Annotated in this window: 27 protein-coding genes and 2 riboswitches; of the genes, 19 read left to right on the forward strand and 8 right to left on the reverse strand. The window is 33.6% G+C overall.

Translation table 11 applies throughout. The features are described from left to right. Positions 1-86: 86 nt before the first annotated feature. A riboswitch (purine riboswitch) is annotated at positions 87-189 on the reverse strand. A 227-nt stretch (positions 190-416) separates the two neighbouring features. The 4 genes from SOJ_RS00325 (at position 417) to SOJ_RS00340 (ending at position 4,581) form a co-directional block, all read left to right on the forward strand. Further along, positions 417-830: a general stress protein gene (locus tag SOJ_RS00325; protein ID WP_002506050.1), complete on the forward strand. Its 414-nt coding sequence runs from the start codon at positions 417-419 to the stop codon at positions 828-830. A gap of 249 nt (positions 831-1,079) precedes the next feature. Further along, the gene (locus tag SOJ_RS00330; RefSeq protein ID WP_002506051.1) at positions 1,080-1,742 is read left to right on the forward strand and encodes a hypothetical protein; all 663 of its coding nucleotides are present in this window, start codon (positions 1,080-1,082) and stop codon (positions 1,740-1,742) included. A 125-nt stretch (positions 1,743-1,867) separates the two neighbouring features. Further along, positions 1,868-2,923: a hypothetical protein gene (locus tag SOJ_RS00335; protein ID WP_002506052.1), complete on the forward strand. Its 1,056-nt coding sequence runs from the start codon at positions 1,868-1,870 to the stop codon at positions 2,921-2,923. Between the two features lie 278 nt (positions 2,924-3,201). Further along, positions 3,202-4,581: an L-cystine transporter gene (locus SOJ_RS00340; protein ID WP_002506053.1), complete on the forward strand. Its 1,380-nt coding sequence runs from the start codon at positions 3,202-3,204 to the stop codon at positions 4,579-4,581. A gap of 121 nt (positions 4,582-4,702) precedes the next feature. On the opposite strand, the gene SOJ_RS00345 is transcribed toward SOJ_RS00340, so the two are convergent. Next, complete coding sequence (locus tag SOJ_RS00345) at positions 4,703-5,278, reverse strand: hypothetical protein (RefSeq protein WP_037539368.1); 576 nt, start codon at positions 5,276-5,278, stop codon at positions 4,703-4,705. Between the two features lie 75 nt (positions 5,279-5,353). Beyond that, entirely contained in the window at positions 5,354-6,109 is a 756-nt protein-coding gene (nfsA, locus tag SOJ_RS00350; RefSeq protein ID WP_002506055.1) for an oxygen-insensitive NADPH nitroreductase, read from the reverse strand. 166 nt (positions 6,110-6,275) lie between these two features. Here nfsA and SOJ_RS00355 point away from each other — a divergent pair, with 166 nt between their 5' ends. The 11 genes from SOJ_RS00355 (at position 6,276) to SOJ_RS00400 (ending at position 16,961) form a co-directional block, all read left to right on the forward strand. Then, the gene (locus SOJ_RS00355; RefSeq protein WP_002506056.1) at positions 6,276-7,055 is read left to right on the forward strand and encodes a 2-keto-4-pentenoate hydratase; all 780 of its coding nucleotides are present in this window, start codon (positions 6,276-6,278) and stop codon (positions 7,053-7,055) included. Between the two features lie 356 nt (positions 7,056-7,411). Next, positions 7,412-9,403 (forward strand): catalase, encoded by a 1,992-nt coding sequence (locus tag SOJ_RS00360; protein ID WP_002506057.1) that lies wholly within the window; start codon positions 7,412-7,414, stop codon positions 9,401-9,403. 417 nt (positions 9,404-9,820) lie between these two features. Then, a complete protein-coding gene (locus tag SOJ_RS00365) occupies positions 9,821-10,174 on the forward strand; it encodes a helix-turn-helix domain-containing protein (protein WP_002506058.1) in 354 nt (117 codons plus the stop codon). Between the two features lie 152 nt (positions 10,175-10,326). Further along, positions 10,327-10,776 carry a hypothetical protein gene (locus SOJ_RS14630; RefSeq protein ID WP_002506059.1) on the forward strand — a complete coding sequence of 150 codons (450 nt, stop codon included), beginning with the start codon at positions 10,327-10,329 and terminating at the stop codon, positions 10,774-10,776. Between the two features lie 200 nt (positions 10,777-10,976). Continuing rightward, positions 10,977-11,258, forward strand: a complete 282-nt coding sequence (locus SOJ_RS14635; RefSeq protein ID WP_238536954.1) for a LytTR family DNA-binding domain-containing protein — start codon at positions 10,977-10,979, stop codon at positions 11,256-11,258. Positions 11,259-11,353: 95 nt separating this feature from the next. Next, positions 11,354-12,202 carry an ABC transporter ATP-binding protein gene (locus SOJ_RS00375; protein ID WP_002506060.1) on the forward strand — a complete coding sequence of 283 codons (849 nt, stop codon included), beginning with the start codon at positions 11,354-11,356 and terminating at the stop codon, positions 12,200-12,202. A 1-nt stretch (position 12,203) separates the two neighbouring features. Then, positions 12,204-12,911 carry an ABC transporter permease gene (locus SOJ_RS00380; protein WP_002506061.1) on the forward strand — a complete coding sequence of 236 codons (708 nt, stop codon included), beginning with the start codon at positions 12,204-12,206 and terminating at the stop codon, positions 12,909-12,911. Between the two features lie 381 nt (positions 12,912-13,292). After that, the gene (gene ahpC / locus SOJ_RS00385) at positions 13,293-13,862 is read left to right on the forward strand and encodes an alkyl hydroperoxide reductase subunit C (RefSeq protein WP_002506062.1); all 570 of its coding nucleotides are present in this window, start codon (positions 13,293-13,295) and stop codon (positions 13,860-13,862) included. Positions 13,863-13,878: 16 nt separating this feature from the next. Beyond that, positions 13,879-15,402 (forward strand): alkyl hydroperoxide reductase subunit F, encoded by a 1,524-nt coding sequence (ahpF, locus tag SOJ_RS00390; RefSeq protein WP_002506063.1) that lies wholly within the window; start codon positions 13,879-13,881, stop codon positions 15,400-15,402. Positions 15,403-15,762: 360 nt separating this feature from the next. Beyond that, positions 15,763-16,380 carry an NDxxF motif lipoprotein gene (locus SOJ_RS00395; protein ID WP_002506064.1) on the forward strand — a complete coding sequence of 206 codons (618 nt, stop codon included), beginning with the start codon at positions 15,763-15,765 and terminating at the stop codon, positions 16,378-16,380. A 365-nt stretch (positions 16,381-16,745) separates the two neighbouring features. Next, positions 16,746-16,961, forward strand: coding sequence for a hypothetical protein (locus tag SOJ_RS00400; RefSeq protein ID WP_002506065.1), 216 nt, complete (start codon positions 16,746-16,748; stop codon positions 16,959-16,961). Between the two features lie 41 nt (positions 16,962-17,002). Here the strand turns inward: SOJ_RS00400 and SOJ_RS00405 are convergent, their stop codons facing one another. Further along, positions 17,003-17,581 (reverse strand): histidine phosphatase family protein, encoded by a 579-nt coding sequence (locus SOJ_RS00405; protein ID WP_002506066.1) that lies wholly within the window; start codon positions 17,579-17,581, stop codon positions 17,003-17,005. A 147-nt stretch (positions 17,582-17,728) separates the two neighbouring features. Here SOJ_RS00405 and SOJ_RS00410 point away from each other — a divergent pair, with 147 nt between their 5' ends. After that, positions 17,729-18,094 carry a DUF4870 domain-containing protein gene (locus SOJ_RS00410; protein ID WP_002506067.1) on the forward strand — a complete coding sequence of 122 codons (366 nt, stop codon included), beginning with the start codon at positions 17,729-17,731 and terminating at the stop codon, positions 18,092-18,094. Between the two features lie 94 nt (positions 18,095-18,188). Here the strand turns inward: SOJ_RS00410 and SOJ_RS00415 are convergent, their stop codons facing one another. The 3 genes from SOJ_RS00415 to SOJ_RS00425 all read right to left on the reverse strand — a co-directional run bounded on the left by SOJ_RS00415 (position 18,189) and on the right by SOJ_RS00425 (position 19,577). After that, positions 18,189-18,815 carry a LysE family translocator gene (locus SOJ_RS00415; protein WP_002506068.1) on the reverse strand — a complete coding sequence of 209 codons (627 nt, stop codon included), beginning with the start codon at positions 18,813-18,815 and terminating at the stop codon, positions 18,189-18,191. A 121-nt stretch (positions 18,816-18,936) separates the two neighbouring features. After that, positions 18,937-19,251: a DMT family transporter gene (locus SOJ_RS00420; RefSeq protein WP_002506069.1), complete on the reverse strand. Its 315-nt coding sequence runs from the start codon at positions 19,249-19,251 to the stop codon at positions 18,937-18,939. Then, complete coding sequence (locus tag SOJ_RS00425) at positions 19,251-19,577, reverse strand: DMT family transporter (protein ID WP_002506070.1); 327 nt, start codon at positions 19,575-19,577, stop codon at positions 19,251-19,253. The genes SOJ_RS00420 and SOJ_RS00425 overlap by 1 nt, the downstream gene beginning before the upstream one ends. Before the next feature lie 52 nt (positions 19,578-19,629). Then, positions 19,630-19,727: riboswitch (guanidine-I (ykkC/yxkD leader) on the reverse strand. A 300-nt stretch (positions 19,728-20,027) separates the two neighbouring features. Here SOJ_RS00425 and SOJ_RS00430 point away from each other — a divergent pair. Beyond that, the gene (locus SOJ_RS00430) at positions 20,028-20,252 is read left to right on the forward strand and encodes a hypothetical protein (RefSeq protein WP_002506071.1); all 225 of its coding nucleotides are present in this window, start codon (positions 20,028-20,030) and stop codon (positions 20,250-20,252) included. 206 nt (positions 20,253-20,458) lie between these two features. Beyond that, positions 20,459-20,635 carry a hypothetical protein gene (locus SOJ_RS14520; protein WP_002506072.1) on the forward strand — a complete coding sequence of 59 codons (177 nt, stop codon included), beginning with the start codon at positions 20,459-20,461 and terminating at the stop codon, positions 20,633-20,635. A gap of 70 nt (positions 20,636-20,705) precedes the next feature. On the opposite strand, the gene merA is transcribed toward SOJ_RS14520, so the two are convergent. After that, positions 20,706-22,028 (reverse strand): hypothiocyanous acid reductase MerA, encoded by a 1,323-nt coding sequence (merA, locus tag SOJ_RS00435; protein ID WP_002506073.1) that lies wholly within the window; start codon positions 22,026-22,028, stop codon positions 20,706-20,708. Further along, positions 22,015-22,449 (reverse strand): redox-sensitive transcriptional regulator HypR, encoded by a 435-nt coding sequence (hypR, locus tag SOJ_RS00440; RefSeq protein ID WP_002506074.1) that lies wholly within the window; start codon positions 22,447-22,449, stop codon positions 22,015-22,017. The genes merA and hypR overlap by 14 nt, the downstream gene beginning before the upstream one ends. Positions 22,450-22,641: 192 nt before the next feature. Between hypR and SOJ_RS00445 the strand changes: the two genes are divergently transcribed. Continuing rightward, positions 22,642-23,016, forward strand: coding sequence for a VOC family protein (locus SOJ_RS00445; protein ID WP_002506075.1), 375 nt, complete (start codon positions 22,642-22,644; stop codon positions 23,014-23,016). Positions 23,017-23,052: the final 36 nt, after the last annotated feature.

Genomic DNA, 23,052 nt, shown 5'->3' on the forward strand with positions numbered 1-23,052 from the left:
GTTAGATTTGTGACAACAGTAGCGATAAGTGTTCTAAAACGTGTATGTCTTCCTACGATTTAAAACATATGAATTCGAATTACTTATGTATTGTATTGGTTACCCATAGTCATATCGTTAATGGCGACATGGTAGAAACTTCTAAAGCCTTATCCTTTAGATTATATGAGTTAGATAAATTATTAACTGATGATAGCAAATTTTAGCTTTATTTTCAATACACATATTACAAGTAAGCGCTTTATGACGACCTTTTTATTACTTTTTTCTAGAAAATGTAAACGTTTTCTATAGCGAGAAAATGATGTTTGTCAGAGTTGTCTTTCCGTTATATAATAAAGTTGTATTCGTTTTATCTATATGTGAACTGGGTAAATACTTAATAATCATTAAAACAATGGCTGGAGGAATTTTACATGACAGATTTTACAATTGTACAAAATGAAGAAGAATTATTACAAAAAGTTAAAGAAAAAGTTTCTGAAGGATATGATGAATCAGAGCTATCCGTTTTATCTAGAACAAAACTCCATATTGATGAATTACATAATTCCGAAGTGAGTTTAATAGCAACAAGCGGATCATTTAGTGATAAAATCGCTAAGATTATGACTGGTGAAGACGGTGAAGAAGTTGTCCTATCTCACTACGATATTACAGATGATGAAAAAGAACATTATAAAAAGGAAATACTGAACGATAAATACATTATCGTAGCTGCGAGAGATACTTCTTCACATGAAGAAGTAGAAAAAACAAATGCTGCTTATGAAAGTGAATCAGTTGTAGGGCATCATTATGCCGAAGAATCAAATGGACCAAAATCGTAGAGATACACTTATTACAATAATTTTGAGTCTGAAACATAATTGTATTTTTTAATTTAGAAACTGCATAGTAGTTCACTAGATATTTAGTTATCCTAGTGGGGGGGCGGGAATACGAAATCAAAATTTGATTTCTGTCCCGCTCTTTTTCTATTACATAATAATTATTAACAAGATTTGAATCATGCGTTAATAAATTACAAACATAACTATTATGTTATAATGAACGCAATAATTTTGGGGGGTGTGTCTATGGAATTTAAAGCCGTAACATCAATTGATGATCCATTGTTCAAATCAGCTTTAAAGATATATGACGAAAAGTTTGATATCGGATTAACAGAGGACGAACAAATATTTAAACAATCATTAAAAAATGAGCGTACTAAAGATGATTATTTATTTTTAGTAGGCATCGAGTCAGAAAAACCAGTGAGTTTAGCTACTGCTCACTATGAAGCAACGACGAACTCAGCTTTTTTAATATATTTAATAGCCCTTGATCAACCTAACCATGATGAATTAATCAATTTAACACTGAAGCGTATGGAAAAAGAAATTAATAAATTATCTAATCAACTACATGCTCATGATGTTAACTTCATCATGTTGGAAGTGCCAAAAGAACCTGAAGAAGTGTCTGAAGATGAGATAACTATTATGGATAACAGACGTCAGTTTTTATTCGAAAATGGTTTCGAAAGACAATATGATATCGATTATTTAGCACCCAGTCTGAAAGGTTTTTCTGAAGGACGACCTATGGATTTATTTATTAAAGCTAATATCGAATTAACTAAAGATATTTATGGTCCAAGTATTAAATCGAATTATATATTAAAGTATGTATTTGCTAACAGAATATCTAGAAGTGTTATTTATCCTTTACTTACAGAAATGGATTTGCGCAAATGATAGCAGGCACTACTTGAAATCACTGTTAAAACAGTTTAGACTAACATAGAGGTAAGACTGACGTTTCACTAACCGAAGACAAACGTCCGTATACATAAATCACTTATATGAAAGGACTTATTACTATGTTAACTAAAGAATTTGCACTACGTGTAGAGCTAAGTGAAAAACAAGTCCGTAAAATCGTTCAACATTTAGAAGAACGCGGGTACCAACTTAGCAAAACCGAATACCGTGGCCGTGAAGCTACAGATTTCAAAGAAGAGGATATTGAGCTTTTCCAAGAAATTGCCGAAAAAGTTAAACAAACCAATAGTTATGATTTAGCTTTCGAGGAATTAGAAAAAGAAAAAGACTTCCTACAAGTGCTTGTTAAAGACAATGACAGTAATCTACCTACTGATCAAAATGTATCTAAACTTGTGGATGACTTACGCTCTGAAATCCAAAAAATGCGTGACGAACGTCAAATGCTCGGGCAAATGATTAACCAAGTACACCAACAGCAGCATGAATTACATGAAATGCAAAATCAAATCACATCAAAATTAGATGCTAACACTGAATCATTAAAGGCTATCCAAACATCAACGGATGAAATTAAGACAACTCAAAGTGTGATTCAAGATTCTCAAAAAGAACAATCAGAACTTGTGAAATCTAATGTTGAGACAGACAATATCACTGCTTCTACCGGTACAACTGCTAGTAAGGGAGATAAGTTGACTGATAATACTACTGAACAAACTTCAGCTGCTACTACACATCCAGCTAAAGACAGTAAAGTAAGTACTGAAAACACTTCAAATCCAGCTCAAGTTGAAGATAGTGAGATTACGCAAGTTGGTGCTCAACCATCTACTGTAGCTAAACCAACAATTGATGATAGCAAAGTTGCTTCAGCTACTGCTGCTTCAACTTCTTCTACAAGCGAGACAGCTAAAGAAACTGATACAGCGCGTGCTACAGCTTCAACAGAAGAAAAAGATACAACTTCCGTTGATAAAGCTAAAGATGACTCAATCCAAAAAACACCAGACAATGATCATGCTACTGACATAGCATCATCTAGTGAGCAAGAAACAGCTTCAGAGCAAACACACGCTTATGAATCACCACTTGCTAAAGAAGAACCAAAAGATGAACGCAAAGGTTTTTTTGCTCGTTTATTCAACCTATAAAGAAACGCTAATTTATTTAAACCATCCCCAACAATCAAGGGATGGTTTTTTTATATAATTATCCAGTATATCAATCTTCTCTCCTCACCCCTTGCTCCACCGATAAAAACGCCTTCATAGCAGCGCCTCAACGCATTTCACTATTGTCAGAATATAAAGTCATTTTTATTTTTAAATTTTCTTGCAAAATAGACTTGAATATTATCAACTTTTCTAATATCCTTAGTATGCTTATCGGAATTAAAAATATTAAATTATGAAAGTGTAGGTCCTGCTTTATGTTATTAACAATTCTTAACATCGTCATTTTTGTGGCCTTCCTCATCGGATTATATGTAATGGCTAAACGACACGTGTCATTTCCAAAACGTGTTTTTAGTGCTTTAGGCGTAGGTATCATTTATGGTATTTTCATTCATCTAATTTATGGTGTGGATTCTACGATTACTAAACAAACAACAGATTGGTTTAGTATTGTCGGTGATGGCTATATCGCATTATTACAAATGATAGTAATGCCCTTAATCTTTATTTCAATCGTTTCAGCTTTCACTAAAATTCAAATTGGAGAAAAATTTGCTAAAATCGGCATTTATATTTTCATGTTCTTAATCGGTACAGTAGCTATTGCAGCTATTGTCGGTATTGTATCTGCCCTAATTTTTGGTTTAGATGCTTCTTCTATCGATTTAGGAAGTGCTGAAAGCTCAAGAGGTAATGAACTTGCAAGTCAGGCTAAAGGCATGACTGCCAATACATTGCCACAGCAAATCTTAGAGTTACTACCAAGTAATCCATTCTTAGATTTCACAGGTCAACGTACAACTTCTACTATTGCAGTTGTTATATTTGCTGCATTTATTGGTTTTGCATTTTTACGTGTAATGCGCAAACAACCTGAAAGCGGAAATATCTTAAAACGTGGTATCGATGCATTGTACAACCTAGTAATGGCCATTGTAACGTTCGTATTACGCTTAACACCTTATGGTATTTTAGCAATTATGACATCAACGATTGCAACAAGTGACTTCGGTGCTATATGGACATTAGGTAAATTTGTGCTCGCATCTTATGCAGCACTTATCGTAATGTATATCATTCACTTAATTATTGTTACAGGATTAGGTTTAAACCCTGTTACTTTCGTTAAGAAAACAGGTGAAGTACTACTATTTGCCTTTACGTCTCGTTCAAGTGCAGGCTCATTACCACTTAACGTACAAACTCAAAAAAATCGTTTAGGTGTACCAGACGGCATCGCTAATTTCTCTGCCTCATTTGGTTTATCTATCGGACAGAATGGTTGTGCGGGTATTTATCCAGCTATGTTAGCTGTCATGGTAGCACCTGCTGCCGGTGTGGAAGTTAACTTACAATTTATATTGGCAGTTATCGGTGTTGTCATTATTAGTTCATTTGGTGTAGCTGGTGTTGGTGGCGGCGCAACGTTTGCTTCAATCATCGTATTGTCTACACTGAACTTACCTGTTGCACTTGCTGGTGTGTTAATTTCTGTAGAGCCATTAATTGATATGGGTCGTACTGCATTGAACGTCAATGACTCTTTACTTGCAGGTACAGGTACAGCTAAACTGACAGACAACTTAGACAAAGACACATATAATTCAGAAGAATATGGTGAAATTACTGGCTAATCAGCCTTTAACACGAACCAATACTGCTCATTAATTGTTCTAACTATAACTAAATTTAAAAATGTTAAAAACCTTCCCAAACCGTGTCATTTCACGTCGTTTAGGAAGGTTTTTATTTTATCTAGTATTCTGGTTTAAATGGTCCCCAAGTGATTCTTTCTTTACCGTCTAGCGGAATCGCATCAATTTCTTTCGATACATCATCAAACCATTTTAAAAAAGCAGGATCTTTTTCCAAATATGCCTCAACGCTTTCTTGCGTAACATCATGTAAATACCACGCTTTACTTTCAAATTCATATTGAATTTGAGCATATGCTAACCTAACTTTATCTACGCTATCGTATAAACAATTCACCTGTTTCACTAAATTCGGTGCTTGAGAAACTATACTACCTGAAATAACCTTTTTATGTGTTTCGTTATCCAAGTCATTCCACATTCTGAGTTGCCCATCCATTTGAAAAAACAAATCGATTGTTGAATCTTTCTCATCAAAGGTTATTAAAATAAATATGCGCTCAGCTGTATGATCTACTGAATTGATTGCAGTAACAAGCACTTTTTGTGCCATTTTCGCCCAATACTTTTGCGCTTCTTCCGGGGTTAGTTTGTTCTCAGATGAATAAATATATTGATTATTTATGTCACGTCCATCAGTCTCATCTGTTTTTTTTCTAAATAATCTATTAAACATGCTCAACTTAACCAACCCCTTCCTTAATGTAATGAGTTTTTGAAAATGAAACACTTTAGCTATCTTGCTATCCTATTATTTTCTAATAAAACCTGCTCTATTTAATTGATCTAACATATCCAATCTTTGTTTTGCGCTCATAAAATTCGCGATTTGATTAGACCATGTTTCAGTACGTTCACCGTTTGTACGCGATTTATAATAATCACTTACGGTTTGATCATATCTTTGTAATTCTTCTTTTTGCTCGTTCTTATCGCTATTATATCTATCACGATGAAAAACATGTTCAAACGGTAAACGTGGTTTCGGGCTACCATCTTCCTCATCTTTAGGTATACCAAGTGCCATACCGAATAGAGGAAAAGTATGCTCAGGTAGGTCTAATACTTCTTTAACTCGTTCAACATCATTTCTTAATGAGCCTAGATAAACAATTCCATAGCCCATATCCTCTGCTGTAGCAGCGATATTTTGTGCTACTAACGTTGCATCTATTGTACCAACAAGCAAGCCTTCCGCAGATTCAAATGATGTCTCCATTTGATGCTTGGAATCTTCATTCACTATTGAGTGTCTATAATAATCCATTACAAAAACAAACAAATAGCCATTTTCTACGACATAAGGCTGTCCAGATACTTCTTTTAAATCTTCTTTTATCTCAGGATCTTCTATACCTATAATGGAATAAGTTTGTAAATAACTAGAAGTCGAAGCGCTTTGCCCTGCCTCAACAAGTTGTTTAATATGCTCTTCTGGAATAGGTTCTTTCTTAAAATTTCTTACTGAATGGTGTTTTTTCAATAAGTTGTACACGTGATCAGACATGCTATCGCTCCTCTTTATGAAATATATCCATATCTTACCAAAAGCATATTTTGATTGCTTATATTATGTTTACCCGTTTTTCACCTTTCTTAAAAGATTTGAAAGTAATTAAGTTTATGGTTAGTATAATAGTAACAATATTCTGAAAAAGGAGTGCTAATATTTCATGACACAAGCCAATACAACTGTCGTAGATGCATTGTTTGAAGCCTTTAAACAGCACGAACCCATAGATTTTGTTAGTCAAACACACAATATCAGTGAACGAGAAGCGTACCAAACACAGGATTTACTTATCGATAAACTTCAAGACGTTGATCAATCCAATATCGCCGGCTATAAAGTAAGTATGACGAGTGCAGCAACACAAAGTATCGCTAATACTGATGAGCCAGCTTATGGCACAATACTTTCTTCTAAAATTGTAGAAAGCAATGGCTCTGTATCACTTTCAAGTCTATTTTCACCTTTAATTGAACCAGAAATTATGTTTATTCTAACGAAAGATTTATCTTCTAATCCAACAAATGAAGAAGTCCTATCTAGCGTTAAAATTGCACCAGGTATTGAAATACCCGATGCACGTTACAAAAATTGGTTCCCTAATTTCACTTTAGGTGATTTACTAGCGGACAACACTGCGACAGGATTAATTGTTGTTGGTGAAACAATTGATCCTTTGTCATATGAAGATTTTGCAAATATCCATATGAAACTATCGTATAACGGCATAATAGAACATGAAGGTGATTCTACAGAAGTGCTTGGCAACCCAGTTGAGTCTGTTAAATGGCTTGCACAAAAACTCGCAACGCACGATAAAAAATTACACAAAGGTCATATCATTTCTTCAGGTACGTTTATATCGCCTATCCCTGTAGAATTAGGATCTTATAAAGCCGAATATAGCGATGTAGGACAAGTGGATGTCACATTTGTAGACTAGCCTCTCTTTCGCTCACAGCCTAGGTTATTTCTGTGCCAAAGAATATAGACAAATCAAATGCTTTTCAGCATTTGATTTGTTTTTTGGTATTTTTCTTTAAAAATGATAGTGCTTAGGTCGACTCCTACGAAAAAGTAAGTAGCCGAAGACCACAGTCTAAGCCTGTAATCGTGGAAAACGTGTACACAACTGCCAACAATCTCGGAACCTTGTCTATAATCAATCATATATAATCTTCCCCCTATACATACTATAATTTATAAATCATTTAAAATAATTCATTTAACTCATAGATATGTTTCTCTTTATCGTAACGTGGAAAACATTAAATGTACGTATAGATAGGGGGTATTTTAATGAGCAACAAAAAGAAAGATCAATTAAATGAAGTAGAAAAAAACAATGACGATAAAGCAATGACGACTAATAATGGTGTCAAAGTAAGTGAAGATGAAAACACGTTAACTGTTGGTGAACGTGGTCCTAGCTTATTAGAAGATTTCCATTTCAGAGAAAAAATCATGCACTTCGATCATGAACGCATTCCAGAACGTGTTGTCCATGCCCGTGGCTTTGGTACACATGGCGAATTTCAAGTTTATGAAGATTTATCGAAATATACTTCAGCCGACTTTTTAACTCACCCCGAGAAAACAACGCCAGTATTTGTTAGATTTTCAACAGTTCAAGGTTCTAAAGGCTCTCCTGATACAGTTAGAGATGTCCGTGGCTTTGCGACAAAATTTTATACAGATGAAGGTATTTTTGACCTAGTAGGTAACGATATACCAGTATTTTTCATACAAGATGCAATCAAATTCCCAGATTTAATTCACGCAGTTAAACCTGAACCACATAACGAAATGCCTCAAGGTGGTACAGCACATGATACATTTTGGGATTTCTTTGCTCAAAATCCAGAATCTACACATACCGCTGTATGGGCTATGAGTGATCGCGGTATACCTAAAGATTTTAGACAAGTCGAAGGTTTCGGTGTGCATACATTCCGCCTTGTTAATAACGAGGGACAGTCTTATTTTGTTAAATTCCATTGGAAACCACTTCAAGGGCTAGAGTCTCTCGTATGGGATGAAGCACAAATGCTACATGGTAAAGACGTCGACTTTCATCGTAAAGATCTTTATGAATCTATCGAAAAAGGCGATTATCCTGAATGGGAATTAGGCCTACAAATTATTCGTCCTGAACAAGAATTTGACTTTGATTTTGATATTTTAGACCCTACGAAGATTTGGCCTGAAGATGATGTTCCAGTACAAAGAGTTGGTAAAATGACACTAAATCAAAATGTTACGAATGTGTTTGATGAAACAGAGCAAGCCGCATTCCATCCAGGACATATTGTACCAGGTATCGACTTTTCTAATGATCCATTATTACAAGGACGTTTATTCTCCTATACAGATACACAAATCACGAGATTGGGCGGTCCAAACTTCAATCAAATTCCAATTAATCGTCCTGTAAATGAAGTACACAACAACCAAAGAGAAGGCATGCATCAAACAAGTGTAAACAAGGGACAAGTTGCGTATCATAAAAATGCATTGAATAATAATGATCCTCATACAACACCGAAAGAAGAAGGTGGTTATGAGCACTACCAAGAAAAAGTTGAAGGCCACAAGATTCAAAAACGCAGTGAAAGTTTCAAAGATTATTATAGCCAAGCCAAACTTTATTTAAACAGTTTGACTCAGCCTGAATTTGATCATACAGTAGATGGCTTTTCATTTGAAATCGGTATGTGTAAATCGGTTATGGTTAAACAAAATGCTGTTAACCAATTGAACAAAGTTGACCGTACATTAGCCGAGCGTGTAGCTAAAAATGTAGGTGTGGAAGTACCCGCAGAAAATGAAGAAGTCCAATCAGATGCAAAAGATAGTAAACTAACAATGGAAAAATTCGATATCCCATTAGCTGGACATTCTGTAGCTATTGCAGTAAATGGCGATATTAGTGCTGACACGCTAAAATCATATGCTAAAACATTCACTGAAAACAAATTGAACTACGCATTTGTGGGACAACATCCTAAAGATATCTCAGAAGACTACGGTATCACTGAAACATTTGATACTGCTCATCCAACTTTATTTGATAGCTTAATTGTACTTTCAGATGGTAGCGATATACTCCCACCTGTCGAGGAGTTTGCAGAACTCACTTATAAACACAATAAACCATTAATCGTTAACCAAACAGCTGCGACAAATTTAGCAGATGCCAAATTAAATCTAGCAGCACCTGGTGTTTTCGTATCGGATGACCCTAATACAATTGTGCAAGCTTTTGATAGAGCAAGATACTGGGACAGATAAAAAATTCACAAATAATCATTGAACACCAACACTGTTTAATTTAAATATATTATATTATTTTTGTTTAAAAAATAGCAGTAATTTGTGCCGACTCCTGCGGGAAAAGCACTAGCCGAAGACTACAGGCTGAGGCTGTGCCCGCGGAAAGCGTGCACAAAAAAAGTACCAACACTCTAGCTGCCTAAGTTATAACTTAGGCAGTTTTTTATTATAATGGAAGATAATGGGTATTATTACATTAAAGAGGTATTCACAAATACATTTCAACATAGTCCAACATGTTACATATTTAATTTTTTTAAAACTGCTTAAGATGATAAGCACGCGATTGCAACCTGCCGTTGCGGCAGACAATAACATTAGGTTCGTGACGCTGAACATTTAATATATTACCTTTAAACAAAGGATGTGGTTGTTATGGAAATTGGAAAAAAGATTAAAGAGCAAAGAGAGCAAAAAAATTGGTCGCAGGATGATTTAGCAGAAATACTTAACATTTCACGCCAAAGTATTTCAAAATGGGAATTAAATAAAGTCTATCCAAGCATTGATATGTTAATTAAAATGAGTGATCTGTTCGACATTTCATTAGACGAACTCATTAAAGGGGACAAGCAACTGAAACATACAATTATTGAAACATATCAGCAACCTGTTTCAGATGATAAAGAGAAACATCCTATGAATGGTTGGGAATTCCTAGCAGGTTACTGGTGGTTGTTCTTCCCTATTGCTGCAATGATTTGGTGGATAATACAATCATTCATGTAATTAAGTACTAACACCTTCTTTAGTAACTTTATACTTTTAAAAAATACGAGACCTATTTCAAACTGTAAATAGGTCTTTTTTCATGAAAATCTCACACATTATTACTATAGCTTGTTATACTGTTTTATAAATACACTATAGGAGTATTATTTATGGTTAAACATATAGAATTATTTGTAAAAGATAATAGATTGGTTGAACTTCAAAACGATTTAGCTACTATCGTCACAGAAGATGAGTTTCAAAATTCAATTATAGAACTCAATCAAGATACGAGCGGATTCAAGACATACACGCTTAAAGCACCACTACCAGAGCGACTATCAGTAAAAGAAATCATTAAATTTTGGTGTAAGTGGTACGATTCAAAATTATCCTTAGATACAGTCCTTTATGAATGTAAGTTATTCTCCTTCAATCACAAGAAAATTAAAAAGCTCACAACTTCTGAACTTAAACTCGTCCATTTAGCAAAATTATTCCTTGTACCTGAAACGAAATTTATTATTAAAGAACCTTTACAAAATGTCTCTATTGAAACAAAACATACCGTACTCAACTTACTCAATGAACTCAGCAAAACAATTCGATTATTACGTTAACAAATCACACAGAAGAAGCATTACTTATCAGCAACAATTGTTATCGTCTTACTGAAAAAACATTTAAACCTATACAAATATCACAATATGAACCAAATCATCAGCAAGATATAAGCGATAGCAACCAATTAGAGCGTCAACAAATCAAACGTTTAACAGTTAAAACCAATGAAAAAACGTTATTTTTAGATCCTATCGACATTGATTACTTAGAAGGTCAAGATGGCAAAGTTGTTATACATGTAGGTAATGAACAATATACCCATGATACGACTTTACAATCTATTGAAAAAATTATTGTTCCTTATGGTTTTTATCGATGTCATCGTTCTTATATCGTAAACTTACAAAAAGTTAGTGAAATTATTTCTTGGTCTAAAAACAACTATTCGATACGACTCAATAATACTAAAGAAATACTAATTCCTTTATCTAGGCAAAAAGCAAAAGAAATAGAACGATTTTTCAATATTAATGAGTAACAATTCAACACTTATACGTTACATTTCACCTTCTTTTGAACGTCAGATCCGCGTGAACACGCTATGCTGAAGTTAATTCAAAAGGAGGTAATTTAATGGAACACATAATTGAAATGAATCATGTAACAAAATCATTTAAAAACAAAATAGCAATTAAAGATATGAATTTCACTGTAAAAAAAGGAGAAATTTTTGGTTTCCTTGGACCTAGTGGTTCTGGCAAGACAACAACAATTAAAATGTTAACTGGCACATACGATCCGTCTAAAGGTAGTCTAAATGTTCTTGGACACAATGATTCTGAAATAGGTACAAGCAACTTTATGTCAAAAATTGGTATCCTTACAGATCACAGCACTGCTTATGAACGCCAAAGCATTTGGGATAACTTAAAGTTATTCGCCAAGCTTAATCAACTACCATTACAAAAAGTTGACGAAGCTTTAGAATTTGTCGGTCTAACACAGGTTAAAAAATCATTATTTAAAAACTTGTCTGCTGGTATGAAGCAACGTGTACTACTTGCTAAAGCAATTTTACATCAACCTGAGTTATTATTTTTAGATGAACCAACAGCATCTTTAGACCCTATGACAATTCAACACGTGCATAAAGGACTTAAAGCACTAAACGAACGTGGCACAACGATATTTTTAACAACGCATAATATGGAAGAAGCAAACGCATTATGCGATCGCGTGGCTTTTATAGAGTCCGGTGTACTCAAAGAACTTGATACACCTGAGAACTTTCGTTTTAATCATGCAAATCATACAATTAAAGTCATTCATAATAATAATCGAGAAAAAACCTTACCCATGACTACCGAATCCGCACAGTATATTACAGATATGCTCGAAGCAAATGATTTAAAATACATTTCATCTAATTTACCTACGCTTGGCGATGTTTTCTTGAAAATCACTGGAAAGGAGCTTGTTTAATATGAATATCACACGCTTATCAGCACTGTTAGAGAAAGACTTTAAAGAATCTATACGAAATCCTTCTATTATTTTCATGCCGTTAATGATCATATTAATCAGTATATTTTACAGTATCATTCCAACTACAAATACAGTTCAAAGCGCACCGACTGTAATGCAGTTCATCATAATTAACATGGCATTTGTTTTTGTTGCTACATCACCTCTTATCACAATGATCTCTGAAGAAAATGAGAAAGGTACATTGAAAGGCTTAGTAGAGTCGCCAGCATCTAATATTGAAATATTGTTATCTAAAGTCATTATCACGTTTATAATCACTATTATTACGACTATTATAAGCTTAATGATTGTGAACAGTAACGTGAATTTCGATTTCCAAACTTATTTAGGCCTTGCAGTCATGCTATGCTTTTACCTTGTACTTGGTTTAGTCTTTGGTTTGTTGTCTAATACTGTTGGTACTGCCACAACATTAATGATGGTGCCCTTCATTCTCTTTGGTATGACACCAATATTTAATACCTTAGAAGGTGTTATAAAATTAGGCTTTTTCGACAAAGTACTAGAAATATTACCTTTTGTCTTAATTTTAGAATTAGAAATCAATAACGCTAGCTTGAATCTACTATATCTTGTGATTTGGTTTATTCTTATTATGGTTTCCTTGTTCATTACTTATAAATATAAATTCCGTAAACGTTAGTCGTTCACAAAATTGTAAAAAACACTCTAAAAAGCTGTGTAATTCATGTTTTCAAGCCATTTTACTAAATAACAAGCCTTTCTTCTCATTTTCATATGTTTAGTTGAGAATTGAAAGGCTATTTAATATGTAGAAAGATTATATCAATTATGTAAACGCTCTCTTTTTTATGCATATTTTCACTTACCACTAATGGTTCAAAAGCACACATAGAGCGTTATTTTACACTTTTGTATATAACCTTTCATCGTTGACTAGAATATATGAGCGTGCAATAATAGTAAGTGAAAGATTAGAATTATTACAATTAACAAACTATAATAATCTACTTAACTAATATTCTAATCAAAATTAGTTAATAAATCAGGAGGATGTTTTTTTATGTCTTTAATTAACAAAGAAATTTTACCATTCACAGCTAATGCTTATGATCCAAAGCAAGATGAATTTTTCGAAGTTTCAGATGAAAACTTAAAAGGTTCATGGAGTGTTGTTTGCTTCTATCCAGCAGACTTCTCATTCGTATGTCCAACTGAATTAGAAGATTTACAAGGACAATATGATAAATTACAAGAATTAGGCGTAAACGTGTATTCAGTATCAACTGATACGCACTTCGTACACAAAGCTTGGCATGACCATTCAGAAGCAATTAACAAAATCCAATACACTATGATTGGTGACCCTTCTCAAACAATCACTCGTAGCTTTGACGTATTAGACGAAGATTTAGGTTTAGCTCAGCGTGGTACTTTCATCGTAGACCCTGACGGTATTGTACAAGCAGCTGAAGTGAATGCTGACGGTATCGGTCGTGACGCAAGTACATTGGTACACAAAATCAAAGCAGCACAATATGTACGTCAACATCCAGGCGAAGTTTGCCCAGCTAAATGGGAAGAAGGTTCAGAAACATTACAACCTGGTCTTGACTTAGTAGGTAAAATCTAAGGAGGCATTGATTTAAATGCTTAATGATCAGCTAAAATCACAATTACAACAATTACTTCAATTAATGGAAGGTGACGTTGTACTAAGTGCAAGTTTTGGTACAGATGAAAAGTCTAAAGAATTAAAAGAATTGTTAGACGAAGTAGCAGAGATGTCATCTCGCATTACTATAGAAGAAGTTGACCTTAAACGTAAACCAAGCTTTTCTGTTAATAGACCTGGTGAAGAAACAGGTATTACATTCGCTGGTTTACCAATGGGTCATGAGTTCAACTCTCTTGTTCTCGCTTTGTTACAAGTAAGCGGTCGTGCACCAAAAGAAGAACAAGCAGTTATAGATCAAATCAAAGCTTTAGACCGTCCGTTACATTTCGAGACTTTTATTAGTCTAACTTGTCAAAAATGTCCCGACGTTGTTCAAGCTTTAAACTTAATGAGTTTGGTAAATCCAAATATCACACATTCTATGGTAGATGGATCTATCTTTAGAGAAGAGTCTGAAGACATTATGGCCGTTCCTGCAATTTTCCTAGATGGAGAAGAATTTGGTAATGGACGTATGACAGTTCAAGATATATTAGCAAACTTAGGCAGTCAAGCAGATCCAGCTGAATTTAACGACAAAGATCCATATGATGTATTAATTGTCGGAGGTGGACCAGCAAGTGGTAGTGCAGCAATTTATACTGCACGTAAAGGTTTACGTACAGGTATTGTTGCAGATCGCATCGGTGGTCAGGTCAACGATACCGCTACTATCGAAAACTTTGTCACTGTTAAAGAAACAGATGGACCTAAATTTACTTCAGCACTCGAAGATCATATTAAACAATACAATATCGATGTAATGACTGGTATTCGTGCCAGCGATATTAAAAAAACAGACGATGGTATCATTGTCACTTTAGATAATGGCGCACAATTAACAAGTAAAACTGTTATTATTTCAACAGGTGCACGTTGGCGCAAGCTAGAAGTGCCTGGCGAAGAAGAATTAATCAATAAAGGCGTTGCATTCTGCCCGCATTGTGATGGCCCATTATTTGAAAATAAAAATGTTGCTGTTGTAGGCGGCGGTAATTCTGGAGTCGAAGCTGCAATCGATCTTGCAGGAATCGTTAAACACGTAACATTACTTGAACGTAACGCTACGCTAAAAGCAGACAACGTATTACAAGAACGTTTGGCTTCTTTACCAAACGTAACTATAATAAAAAATGCTCAAACTACAGAAGTTTTAGGTGACAGTGCAGTAACTGGTATTAAATATCAAGATAAATCACTTGGCGAAGACCATACTTTAGAACTCGAAGGTATTTTTGTTCAAATTGGTTTATTACCAAACACTGAATGGCTTGATAATTATGTTGAATTAAACCAAGCTAAAGAAATTGTAATTGATCGTAAGAATGCTACAAGCATCCCTGGTATTTTTGCAGCTGGTGATGTTACAGACGATCGTAACAAACAAATTATTATTTCTATGGGTGCTGGTGCAAATGCAGCATTAAACGCTTTTGATTATATTATCAGACATTAATCTCAAGCTCTAGATTAAATTATACAGATTAAATAGAACCCTTTTGTGGTTCTATTTTTTTATGCCCTTTCCCTGAATATGAGTATTACCTTTGCGTTCTTATTCTTGTATCTATGTAATTAATTATTCATATTAGCTAACATTTTAAAATGAAAATCTAATGAATTTTTAAATTTATATGGCAACTATCCTCTTTTATTATTAATTTGTTCAATAGATTGTGCGTTTATTATTTAATTCATCATACAAATAGATAGCACTACATGATACGCTTAAGTTATAATTTTCTAAGAACATATGTAAACATACAATGGGACTGTTAAAATAGAACGACTTATTATTAAAGGAGCAATATTATTTATGAAGAAAAGTATACTTTTATCGTTAGTTTTGGTGCTAGCTGTCATACTCGCAGCATGTTCAAATGGTAATTCAGAAGATGAGGAACATAATGAACGCAATGCTCCTAAAAACGTGAGCAAATTAGCTGAGAAAGATATCTTCCATTCAGATAAAAAGGGTGAAGATATTAGTGAAGATGAAATGAATAAAGCGATTAAAAAATATTTAGATGTTAACTCACTTATTATTGATAATAAATACCTCATGCAATATAAGTTAGATAAACAAATAGGTACAGATACAAAAATCACTGATGCGCAAGAAAAACGTTTATCAGATTTATCGAATAATGCAATTAAAAATGACCTTCACTTTAAAGACTTCGTAGAAGATAACAACATGCCGAGCGGTTATAAAGATAATCTAGATGAAATTATCGCTTACTTTACATCCTTAAACAGTACAATTAAAAACGTTGATAAAGAAATTGAAGAAATAGATTACCAACCTGACAACAACCTCAATGTTGTTGACGTTCCTGCTAAAGTTGCCGGAAATGTTAATCATAAAAAGCAAAAATCAATTAAGAAATTCCTTGATGACAAAGGAATTGAAAGTGACGCAGTAGATAAATAGATGACAAACGGGAGTCAGACAACGAAATCTAATGTTTCTAACAAGATTTCTATTCCAGCTGCATTTGTGTCAAAAGATTGTTGTTTTAGCGCCATACTTTTCATTTATGTTTCATAATATTAGCTAAGGTTACAAAATGATGACATGTCACCTTTCCGTGGTGGCAAAGGCGTTAAGACTATTTTTTACTCATCTATTTATATACTCTGACTTATTCTCGTAAAAAACCTTACATGATTGTAAGGTTTTTTAATATGATTATCCTGTTTTTCTCAAAGCTTAATTTGTTAAGATATATACAAGTTAAGAAATACGTTATTAGAAGCACAGCCACTCATTAATAATTTTAAGGAGGCCACACTGTTATGATATTAACTATTTTAATAGGTGCCATGGCTGCTATTTTCATAGCTTTTAATCTCTTTGAGAAGAAAGAAAAATATGGCGTCTTTTCTTTTAGAACAATCGCGCTAAGTGTAACTTACGTCATACTGGCTGTTATTGTCGGAAGCTTTTTAGACAATATCAATACATTATTCCAAGGATTTCATGATAGCTTGACAGCAGCTAAAAATTATTAAACCTGAACCGACATTGTCGCAGTTCAGGTTTTTTGTTTGTCTTATATTTCAAGTTCATAGGGTACACAGTTTTCTATTTTTCTATCAATTACAGTTTCTTTTGTTTCATAGCGTAAATAAACAAGAAAACATCTGATTACGACCTGATGCGCAACGATTGCGATAGACTCTAAAGACGGATCAAGTTCTTGTTCAAAAAATTGTGCAACACGCTGTAATACATCCGAATAGCTTTCTCCTTCAGGGGCTTTTTGCGTAAAACTATGGCGAAAAGCAAGTAAATTATCATCATTAAAATAAGCATGATATTCGGGGTTTTGTTCAATTTCATTTACCATTTTGCCTTCAAAGATACCTAAAGAACGCTCTCTTAATAAAGGCGTTACACTTGCTGAGATGTGCTTATCAAATATGGCATTATATGTTTGTCTCGTGCGAGTCAAATCAGATATATATACGTGCTCGATGTTCTTTTTTTCAAAGTAGCTTTGTAGTAATTGAGCAGAATGTACACCACTTTCTGTTAAAGGCACATCTAACTGACCACAAAAGTATTTTTTTCCTTGTTGTTTATCATAATTAGACTGTGATTCTCCATGACGAACTAAATAAATTTTCATAACGATTACCTCTTCTCTATTTCTATTTATAATCCAATATTTCATTATTCTTTTTTACGAAGCTCATATCTTACAATACTGTTAGATGAAGTAATATACCTATATTTCAATACTTATTCTTGTTATTATCCAATTGAGGTGATACAAATGAGCGAAAAAATGTTACATCATGACACACAAAGTGGTCGTGTATTAGCAGCAGTCAGTTATTTCAGTATATTCTTTGCACCAATTATATTACCTATTATCCTATGGATTTTTGCTGATAAACCTGCTTCAACTCATGCAGCAAAATCGTTATTTTATCATATTATAACGTATATTGGACCAATACTATTAGTTTTAAGCGCAGCGTTCGGAACTGCAATTATCGATCAACAGAACACTACAATTGCAATAATAGCAATTGTAGTAGCAATCCTCCTATTAATTGTAACAATTTGGTACACTATCAAAAATATATACCGTGGTATCAAGATATTGATTTCTGAAGATGCTTATTTCCGTCCATAAAGCATTGCAATTTTCTAGAAATTCTATTTAGAAAGTGAATGAGGCTGAGACATGTATTTGTCCCAGCCTTCTTTCGTTATACTTTTAAGTTAAATCAGCTGCTTTTACTAAATAATAAACTGATAGATAAACCAATAAGGATGGCACCTACTGCATAATCAAACACCGCTTTTATTTTTCTATTTCCAAAAAGTAATTTGATATATTGGAATATGTATACGCAAAAAATAAACCAGATGAGAATAACTGTTGTTACTATTGCCGATAATATTGCAATTTGAGATGACACACCTTCGCCAGCAGTTATAAATTGCGGTAATATACTTATGTAATAAAGTAATGCTTTAGGGTTTAATATTGTGCTGATAAAACCTTGTCGATAAGAACTTAAATAACTAATCTGTTGTGCCTGCATTTGAGATGTTGAAAAATTCATGCTTTGACGTGCACAGATGATACTTTTAATTCCTAAATAAATCAGATAACATGCACCTAAAATTTTAATCATTAGAAAGACATAATACATATTTGCCAAGATAAATATAATGCCAAATACTGCTAATAATGAATAGATAACGTGTGCTGACGTAATACCTAATGCGGCCATTGCGCCATTACCTTTACCTGAAGTAATTGAATTTTTCATTACTACAAAAAAATCTGGACCAGGAACAATAATAATCATTAATGTAATCGTAATAAATGCTGCAAGTCCTTCCATCACATGCACCTCCATCTTAACTACATCGTATCAATTCCGCTATGTCACCGCAATACACCTAGCCCATATTTCTTTTTATCAGCTGATTAGCGCCCCTTTATTACTTCTTATTACTTCCACGTTAACTCAATAATTTTAAACCAACCGTACTAGCTAATATGACTGCAATACAAATTATTCTTTTGATATCGGTAGACTCTTTATAAAAAACCATACCCAATATCGCTCCGCCCACTGCACCAATACCTGTCCAAACTGCATACGCTGTACTCATAGGTAATTGAGTCATTGCCATAGATAAAGCTAAGAAGCTCAAACTAAAGAAACCTATCAATCTTATGACAGCAGATGTTTTTCGTGTATGCGTAAAAGCATTTAAAAAGGTAATGCCTAACATTTCAAAAATACCTGCAATGATTAATAATATCCAAGCCATTATGCTTCTCCCCCTTTATCTGGTGTGACTAATTTCAAACAAATCACACCTAAAAGTAATGTTAAAATTAAAATGATTTTTCCATAATTAACTTCCTGACCAAAGAAAGCAAAATCAAATATAGTGACACCTGTTGTACCCAGACCAACAAATACTGCATAAGATGTACCCACTGGTAACATTTTGGATGCATCTATAAGCAAATAAAAACTTAAAAATATAGCTATAATTGTTAACATCCATTCGAGACCTGTCGTTGCATGTGTTAATCCAATGACCCAACCAACTTCAAATATTGATGCGATAATAATTTTTATCCAATTCATTCATATTCCTCCTATTAAAATAAAAAAAGCCCGAGAGATAGTTATCACTACTATCTCCCAGGCTTTTATCCTTCCGTGTCACATTCAACATGTGGCTTCCTCTCGGACCAGTCCAACATTGAGTGTTGCGGAACCCTAGAAAGCTTTTATTTAATTCTCTGTATCATATCAATTTATCTTATAGACATCAAGCATAGCATTTCATTTTTACTCAATTTAAAATTATTATCATTTAAAAACGCTTACAAGAAACACTTAGTTGTCTTTTTACATTTTTATTTTAAAAAGTTTTAATTATTTAAGTCGTTACCCTCTACATTTTATAAATTTTCATGTATACTATATATCAGATTAGAACTATTATAATCTAAATGCTTAATCAATGAAATGAATTCTCAATTAAAACAATCCGATTATTGGATTGAAATATAAAAAAAGTGAGGGATTACTATGCAATTATTAAATTACAAAATGCACAATGATGAACTCATCGCTACAGTGTTATCCGATAAGAAGCAAGTATTCAAATACACGTTTGATGTAAACACGCCGGAATATGAAATCTTAGATGTACTTGAAGAAATTAACGAATATGTAGACAATGGTCACCATCCATTAGGTTGTTCATTACTAAAAAATTATACACACGCGGATGTGAGTCACAATAGTTTATAATATTGATCACATAGCAAAAAGATGAGTATTACTGTTCACTTTGAAACAGTAATTACTCATCTTTTATTTTTGCTTGTTAATCTTCATGAAAAATACTACCTTTAATTGAACTGTGCATGGTATATTGAGTTAGTTAACATCATATACCGGGTAAATACATAATAAAGATATTCAAACGTGATAAATATAGTTGAGGGGGACGCAAAATGTTCTATGGTTCAATATTACTCATTATTCTTGGTATTGTACTATTAATTTTAAATAAACGCCTTTCAAAAAAAGGTGATACAAGTAAAAAACAAAGTTTTATTAGTTTCGGCGTGATGTCATTGGTTTTTGGTCTTTTTGGCCTTATAGGTGTTATTATTATGGCATTGACTTAATATTTATTGCATGTAAAAAGGTGATAGAGCCCCTCAAGGGGAATCTATCACCTTTTAAATTTCCACACTATTACATATCAAATAAATCATTAAATGATTCAACCATCGTTGGATGTGTATAAATATTATCTTTCAATACCTTATAATTTAACTTTTGATCTATTGCTAATTTTAATACATTAATGATTTCTTCTGATTCTAAGCCATATAATGTTGCTCCAAGTATTGTTTCCGTATCTTTATTCACTACTACTTTAAACAAGCCTCTTGGATCATTATTCACTTTATGTCTAGGGATAGCGTTAACTGGAAGTGCGTTTTCTATTACATTGTAGCCTTGATTTTTAGCTTCTTGACCAGTCAAACCTACACGTGCCATTGGCGGATCAATAAATACTGTATAAGGCACAGCGCCTCTATTTTCAGTAGAACGCACACCCGTTCCAAAGAGTTGATCTTTAACAATTCTAAAGTCATCTAAAGAGATATATGTGAATTGCATACCACCTTTAACATCACCGATTGCATAGACATGTCGCGCATCCGTTTGGAGATATTCATTCACTTTAATTTCTCCATGCTCACCAAGCGTTACATCCGTATTGTCTAAATCTAAATCCACATTAGGCTTACGACCAGTCGCTAACAGGACTGCATCCGCTTCATAATCTCCATTAGACGTATGCACAATAGTTCCAGATTCAGTATCTTCAAAACGCTCTGTGTTCACATTGTATATGATATTTACACCTTTGTTAGCTAAATCTTTTTTAACTTCTGTAACTATATCATGATCTTCTTTAGGCATAATATCGTTGCCACGTTCAAGTACGGTCACTTGTGTATCGAAGTTAGCAAACATTGACGCAAATTCTAAAGCAATATATCCAGCACCAATGATGACTAATTGCTTAGGCTGAAAATTCAAACTCATAATCCCAGCAGAATCGTATAAATGCTGAGAACTTTCGACGCCTGTAATTGGTGGTATGACTGACATTGCGCCCGTATTAATAACGACATCTTCTGCATGCAATGTTTCCACTACATCCTCATTGTCATTTAATAAGTTCACTTCATTGTTAGATTTGAACTTCGCGGTATAATCCAAGACTTCAATATTATTATCATCTGCAAGATTATGATAATTTTTATTATTCAACGCATCTACCACATCTTTTTTTCTAGAAAATGCATTGTTAAAATCATTATGAGTTAGACCTTCGTGAACAAGCGTTTTTGAAGGAATACAACCAACATTGATACAAGTGCCACCATACATCTTTTTAGACTTCTCAATGACTGCTACTTTTTTACCTTGTGCTGAAGCAAATTTCGCTAATGTTTTACCACCTTTACCAAACCCTATAATCACTAAATCAAATTGTCTCATGAATATCCTCCTTCATTACATCATTTAATACATCTGTAATTGTGATGGTTTTATAATAATTTATTAATATATCATTTTCTTTTTGCTGAAACTTAGACATCGTAGTCCCTATTTCCCTGGAAATCTCACAATCACTACCTTCGTCACCTGTAAAAATACGTCCATCTGATCTTTCCTCATTAAATAATTCAAATAAGTCTGCCAGATTAACATCAGCGGTTACTTCATTAGCTTGATAACCACCATACTTCCCCCTACTAGCATCTAGGTAATGTTGATCATTTAACTTTCTTGTCACCCTGCGTAGTTGCACAGGGTTAATACATATCCACTCTGATAATGAACCACTACTATAACGTGCATCTGAATGCTTAACTAGAAATGTTAGCAGATGGACTGCTATATTAAACTCTAAATTCATTTGCATCACCTTTAATTGCAACTTTTATAATTACATTAAAACATGTCTTGAAATTTCTCGAAAGTTTTTTGCTTATACTACTATATTCCCAATTACAGTAATATATATCTAACAATGTTATTGTTTTGCATTACTGACTACATTTAATATACTTATGTGCAAGGTGGTATTAACAATAAAGGAGATGGAGAAATGATTAAAAAATTAGATGAAGTTATGATATACGTATATGATCACGATAAAGCAATTGAATTTTGGACAAAAAACTTAAACTTTGTAGTAGTAGCCGATGACGAAGAAATGGGTATGCGCATAGTAAAACTGCTTCCAGAAGACGATGCTCAAACTGCTATTGTATTGCAGGACAAAGCGAAAGTTGACGAAATGGACATGGGTGTCAGTACAACTACACCATCACTGATTTTCGCAACAACACAATTCGACCACTTATATGATCGTTTGAAATCTAATCAAAATGCAGTTGGAGACATTATGGATTTACCTATGGGTAGAGTCTTTAATTTTGCAGATGCCGAAAACAATTATTTCGCAGTTAAAGAAATATAATTCTACGATACTTTAAATGAACTTTGCTCATGATCT

The organism is Staphylococcus sp. OJ82 (genome assembly GCF_000294465.1).
GTDB lineage: Bacteria > Bacillota > Bacilli > Staphylococcales > Staphylococcaceae > Staphylococcus > Staphylococcus equorum.

What these genes read in the sequence shown, in the direction of transcription:
- SOJ_RS00325 (WP_002506050.1), top strand. Translation starts at nt 417, where the DNA reads ATGACAGATTTTACAATTGTACAAAATGAAGAAGAATTATTACAAAAA.
- SOJ_RS00330 (WP_002506051.1), top strand. Translation starts at nt 1,080, where the DNA reads ATGGAATTTAAAGCCGTAACATCAATTGATGATCCATTGTTCAAATCA.
- SOJ_RS00335 (WP_002506052.1), top strand. Translation starts at nt 1,868, where the DNA reads ATGTTAACTAAAGAATTTGCACTACGTGTAGAGCTAAGTGAAAAACAA.
- SOJ_RS00340 (WP_002506053.1), top strand. Translation starts at nt 3,202, where the DNA reads ATGTTATTAACAATTCTTAACATCGTCATTTTTGTGGCCTTCCTCATC.
- SOJ_RS00345 (WP_037539368.1), bottom strand. Translation starts at nt 5,278, where the DNA reads ATGTTTAATAGATTATTTAGAAAAAAAACAGATGAGACTGATGGACGT.
- nfsA (WP_002506055.1), bottom strand. Translation starts at nt 6,109, where the DNA reads ATGTCTGATCACGTGTACAACTTATTGAAAAAACACCATTCAGTAAGA.
- SOJ_RS00355 (WP_002506056.1), top strand. Translation starts at nt 6,276, where the DNA reads ATGACACAAGCCAATACAACTGTCGTAGATGCATTGTTTGAAGCCTTT.
- SOJ_RS00360 (WP_002506057.1), top strand. Translation starts at nt 7,412, where the DNA reads ATGAGCAACAAAAAGAAAGATCAATTAAATGAAGTAGAAAAAAACAAT.
- SOJ_RS00365 (WP_002506058.1), top strand. Translation starts at nt 9,821, where the DNA reads ATGGAAATTGGAAAAAAGATTAAAGAGCAAAGAGAGCAAAAAAATTGG.
- SOJ_RS14630 (WP_002506059.1), top strand. Translation starts at nt 10,327, where the DNA reads ATGGTTAAACATATAGAATTATTTGTAAAAGATAATAGATTGGTTGAA.
- SOJ_RS00375 (WP_002506060.1), top strand. Translation starts at nt 11,354, where the DNA reads ATGGAACACATAATTGAAATGAATCATGTAACAAAATCATTTAAAAAC.
- SOJ_RS00380 (WP_002506061.1), top strand. Translation starts at nt 12,204, where the DNA reads ATGAATATCACACGCTTATCAGCACTGTTAGAGAAAGACTTTAAAGAA.
- ahpC (WP_002506062.1), top strand. Translation starts at nt 13,293, where the DNA reads ATGTCTTTAATTAACAAAGAAATTTTACCATTCACAGCTAATGCTTAT.
- ahpF (WP_002506063.1), top strand. Translation starts at nt 13,879, where the DNA reads ATGCTTAATGATCAGCTAAAATCACAATTACAACAATTACTTCAATTA.
- SOJ_RS00395 (WP_002506064.1), top strand. Translation starts at nt 15,763, where the DNA reads ATGAAGAAAAGTATACTTTTATCGTTAGTTTTGGTGCTAGCTGTCATA.
- SOJ_RS00400 (WP_002506065.1), top strand. Translation starts at nt 16,746, where the DNA reads ATGATATTAACTATTTTAATAGGTGCCATGGCTGCTATTTTCATAGCT.
- SOJ_RS00405 (WP_002506066.1), bottom strand. Translation starts at nt 17,581, where the DNA reads ATGAAAATTTATTTAGTTCGTCATGGAGAATCACAGTCTAATTATGAT.
- SOJ_RS00410 (WP_002506067.1), top strand. Translation starts at nt 17,729, where the DNA reads ATGAGCGAAAAAATGTTACATCATGACACACAAAGTGGTCGTGTATTA.
- SOJ_RS00415 (WP_002506068.1), bottom strand. Translation starts at nt 18,815, where the DNA reads ATGGAAGGACTTGCAGCATTTATTACGATTACATTAATGATTATTATT.
- SOJ_RS00420 (WP_002506069.1), bottom strand. Translation starts at nt 19,251, where the DNA reads ATGGCTTGGATATTATTAATCATTGCAGGTATTTTTGAAATGTTAGGC.
- SOJ_RS00425 (WP_002506070.1), bottom strand. Translation starts at nt 19,577, where the DNA reads ATGAATTGGATAAAAATTATTATCGCATCAATATTTGAAGTTGGTTGG.
- SOJ_RS00430 (WP_002506071.1), top strand. Translation starts at nt 20,028, where the DNA reads ATGCAATTATTAAATTACAAAATGCACAATGATGAACTCATCGCTACA.
- SOJ_RS14520 (WP_002506072.1), top strand. Translation starts at nt 20,459, where the DNA reads ATGTTCTATGGTTCAATATTACTCATTATTCTTGGTATTGTACTATTA.
- merA (WP_002506073.1), bottom strand. Translation starts at nt 22,028, where the DNA reads ATGAGACAATTTGATTTAGTGATTATAGGGTTTGGTAAAGGTGGTAAA.
- hypR (WP_002506074.1), bottom strand. Translation starts at nt 22,449, where the DNA reads ATGAATTTAGAGTTTAATATAGCAGTCCATCTGCTAACATTTCTAGTT.
- SOJ_RS00445 (WP_002506075.1), top strand. Translation starts at nt 22,642, where the DNA reads ATGATTAAAAAATTAGATGAAGTTATGATATACGTATATGATCACGAT.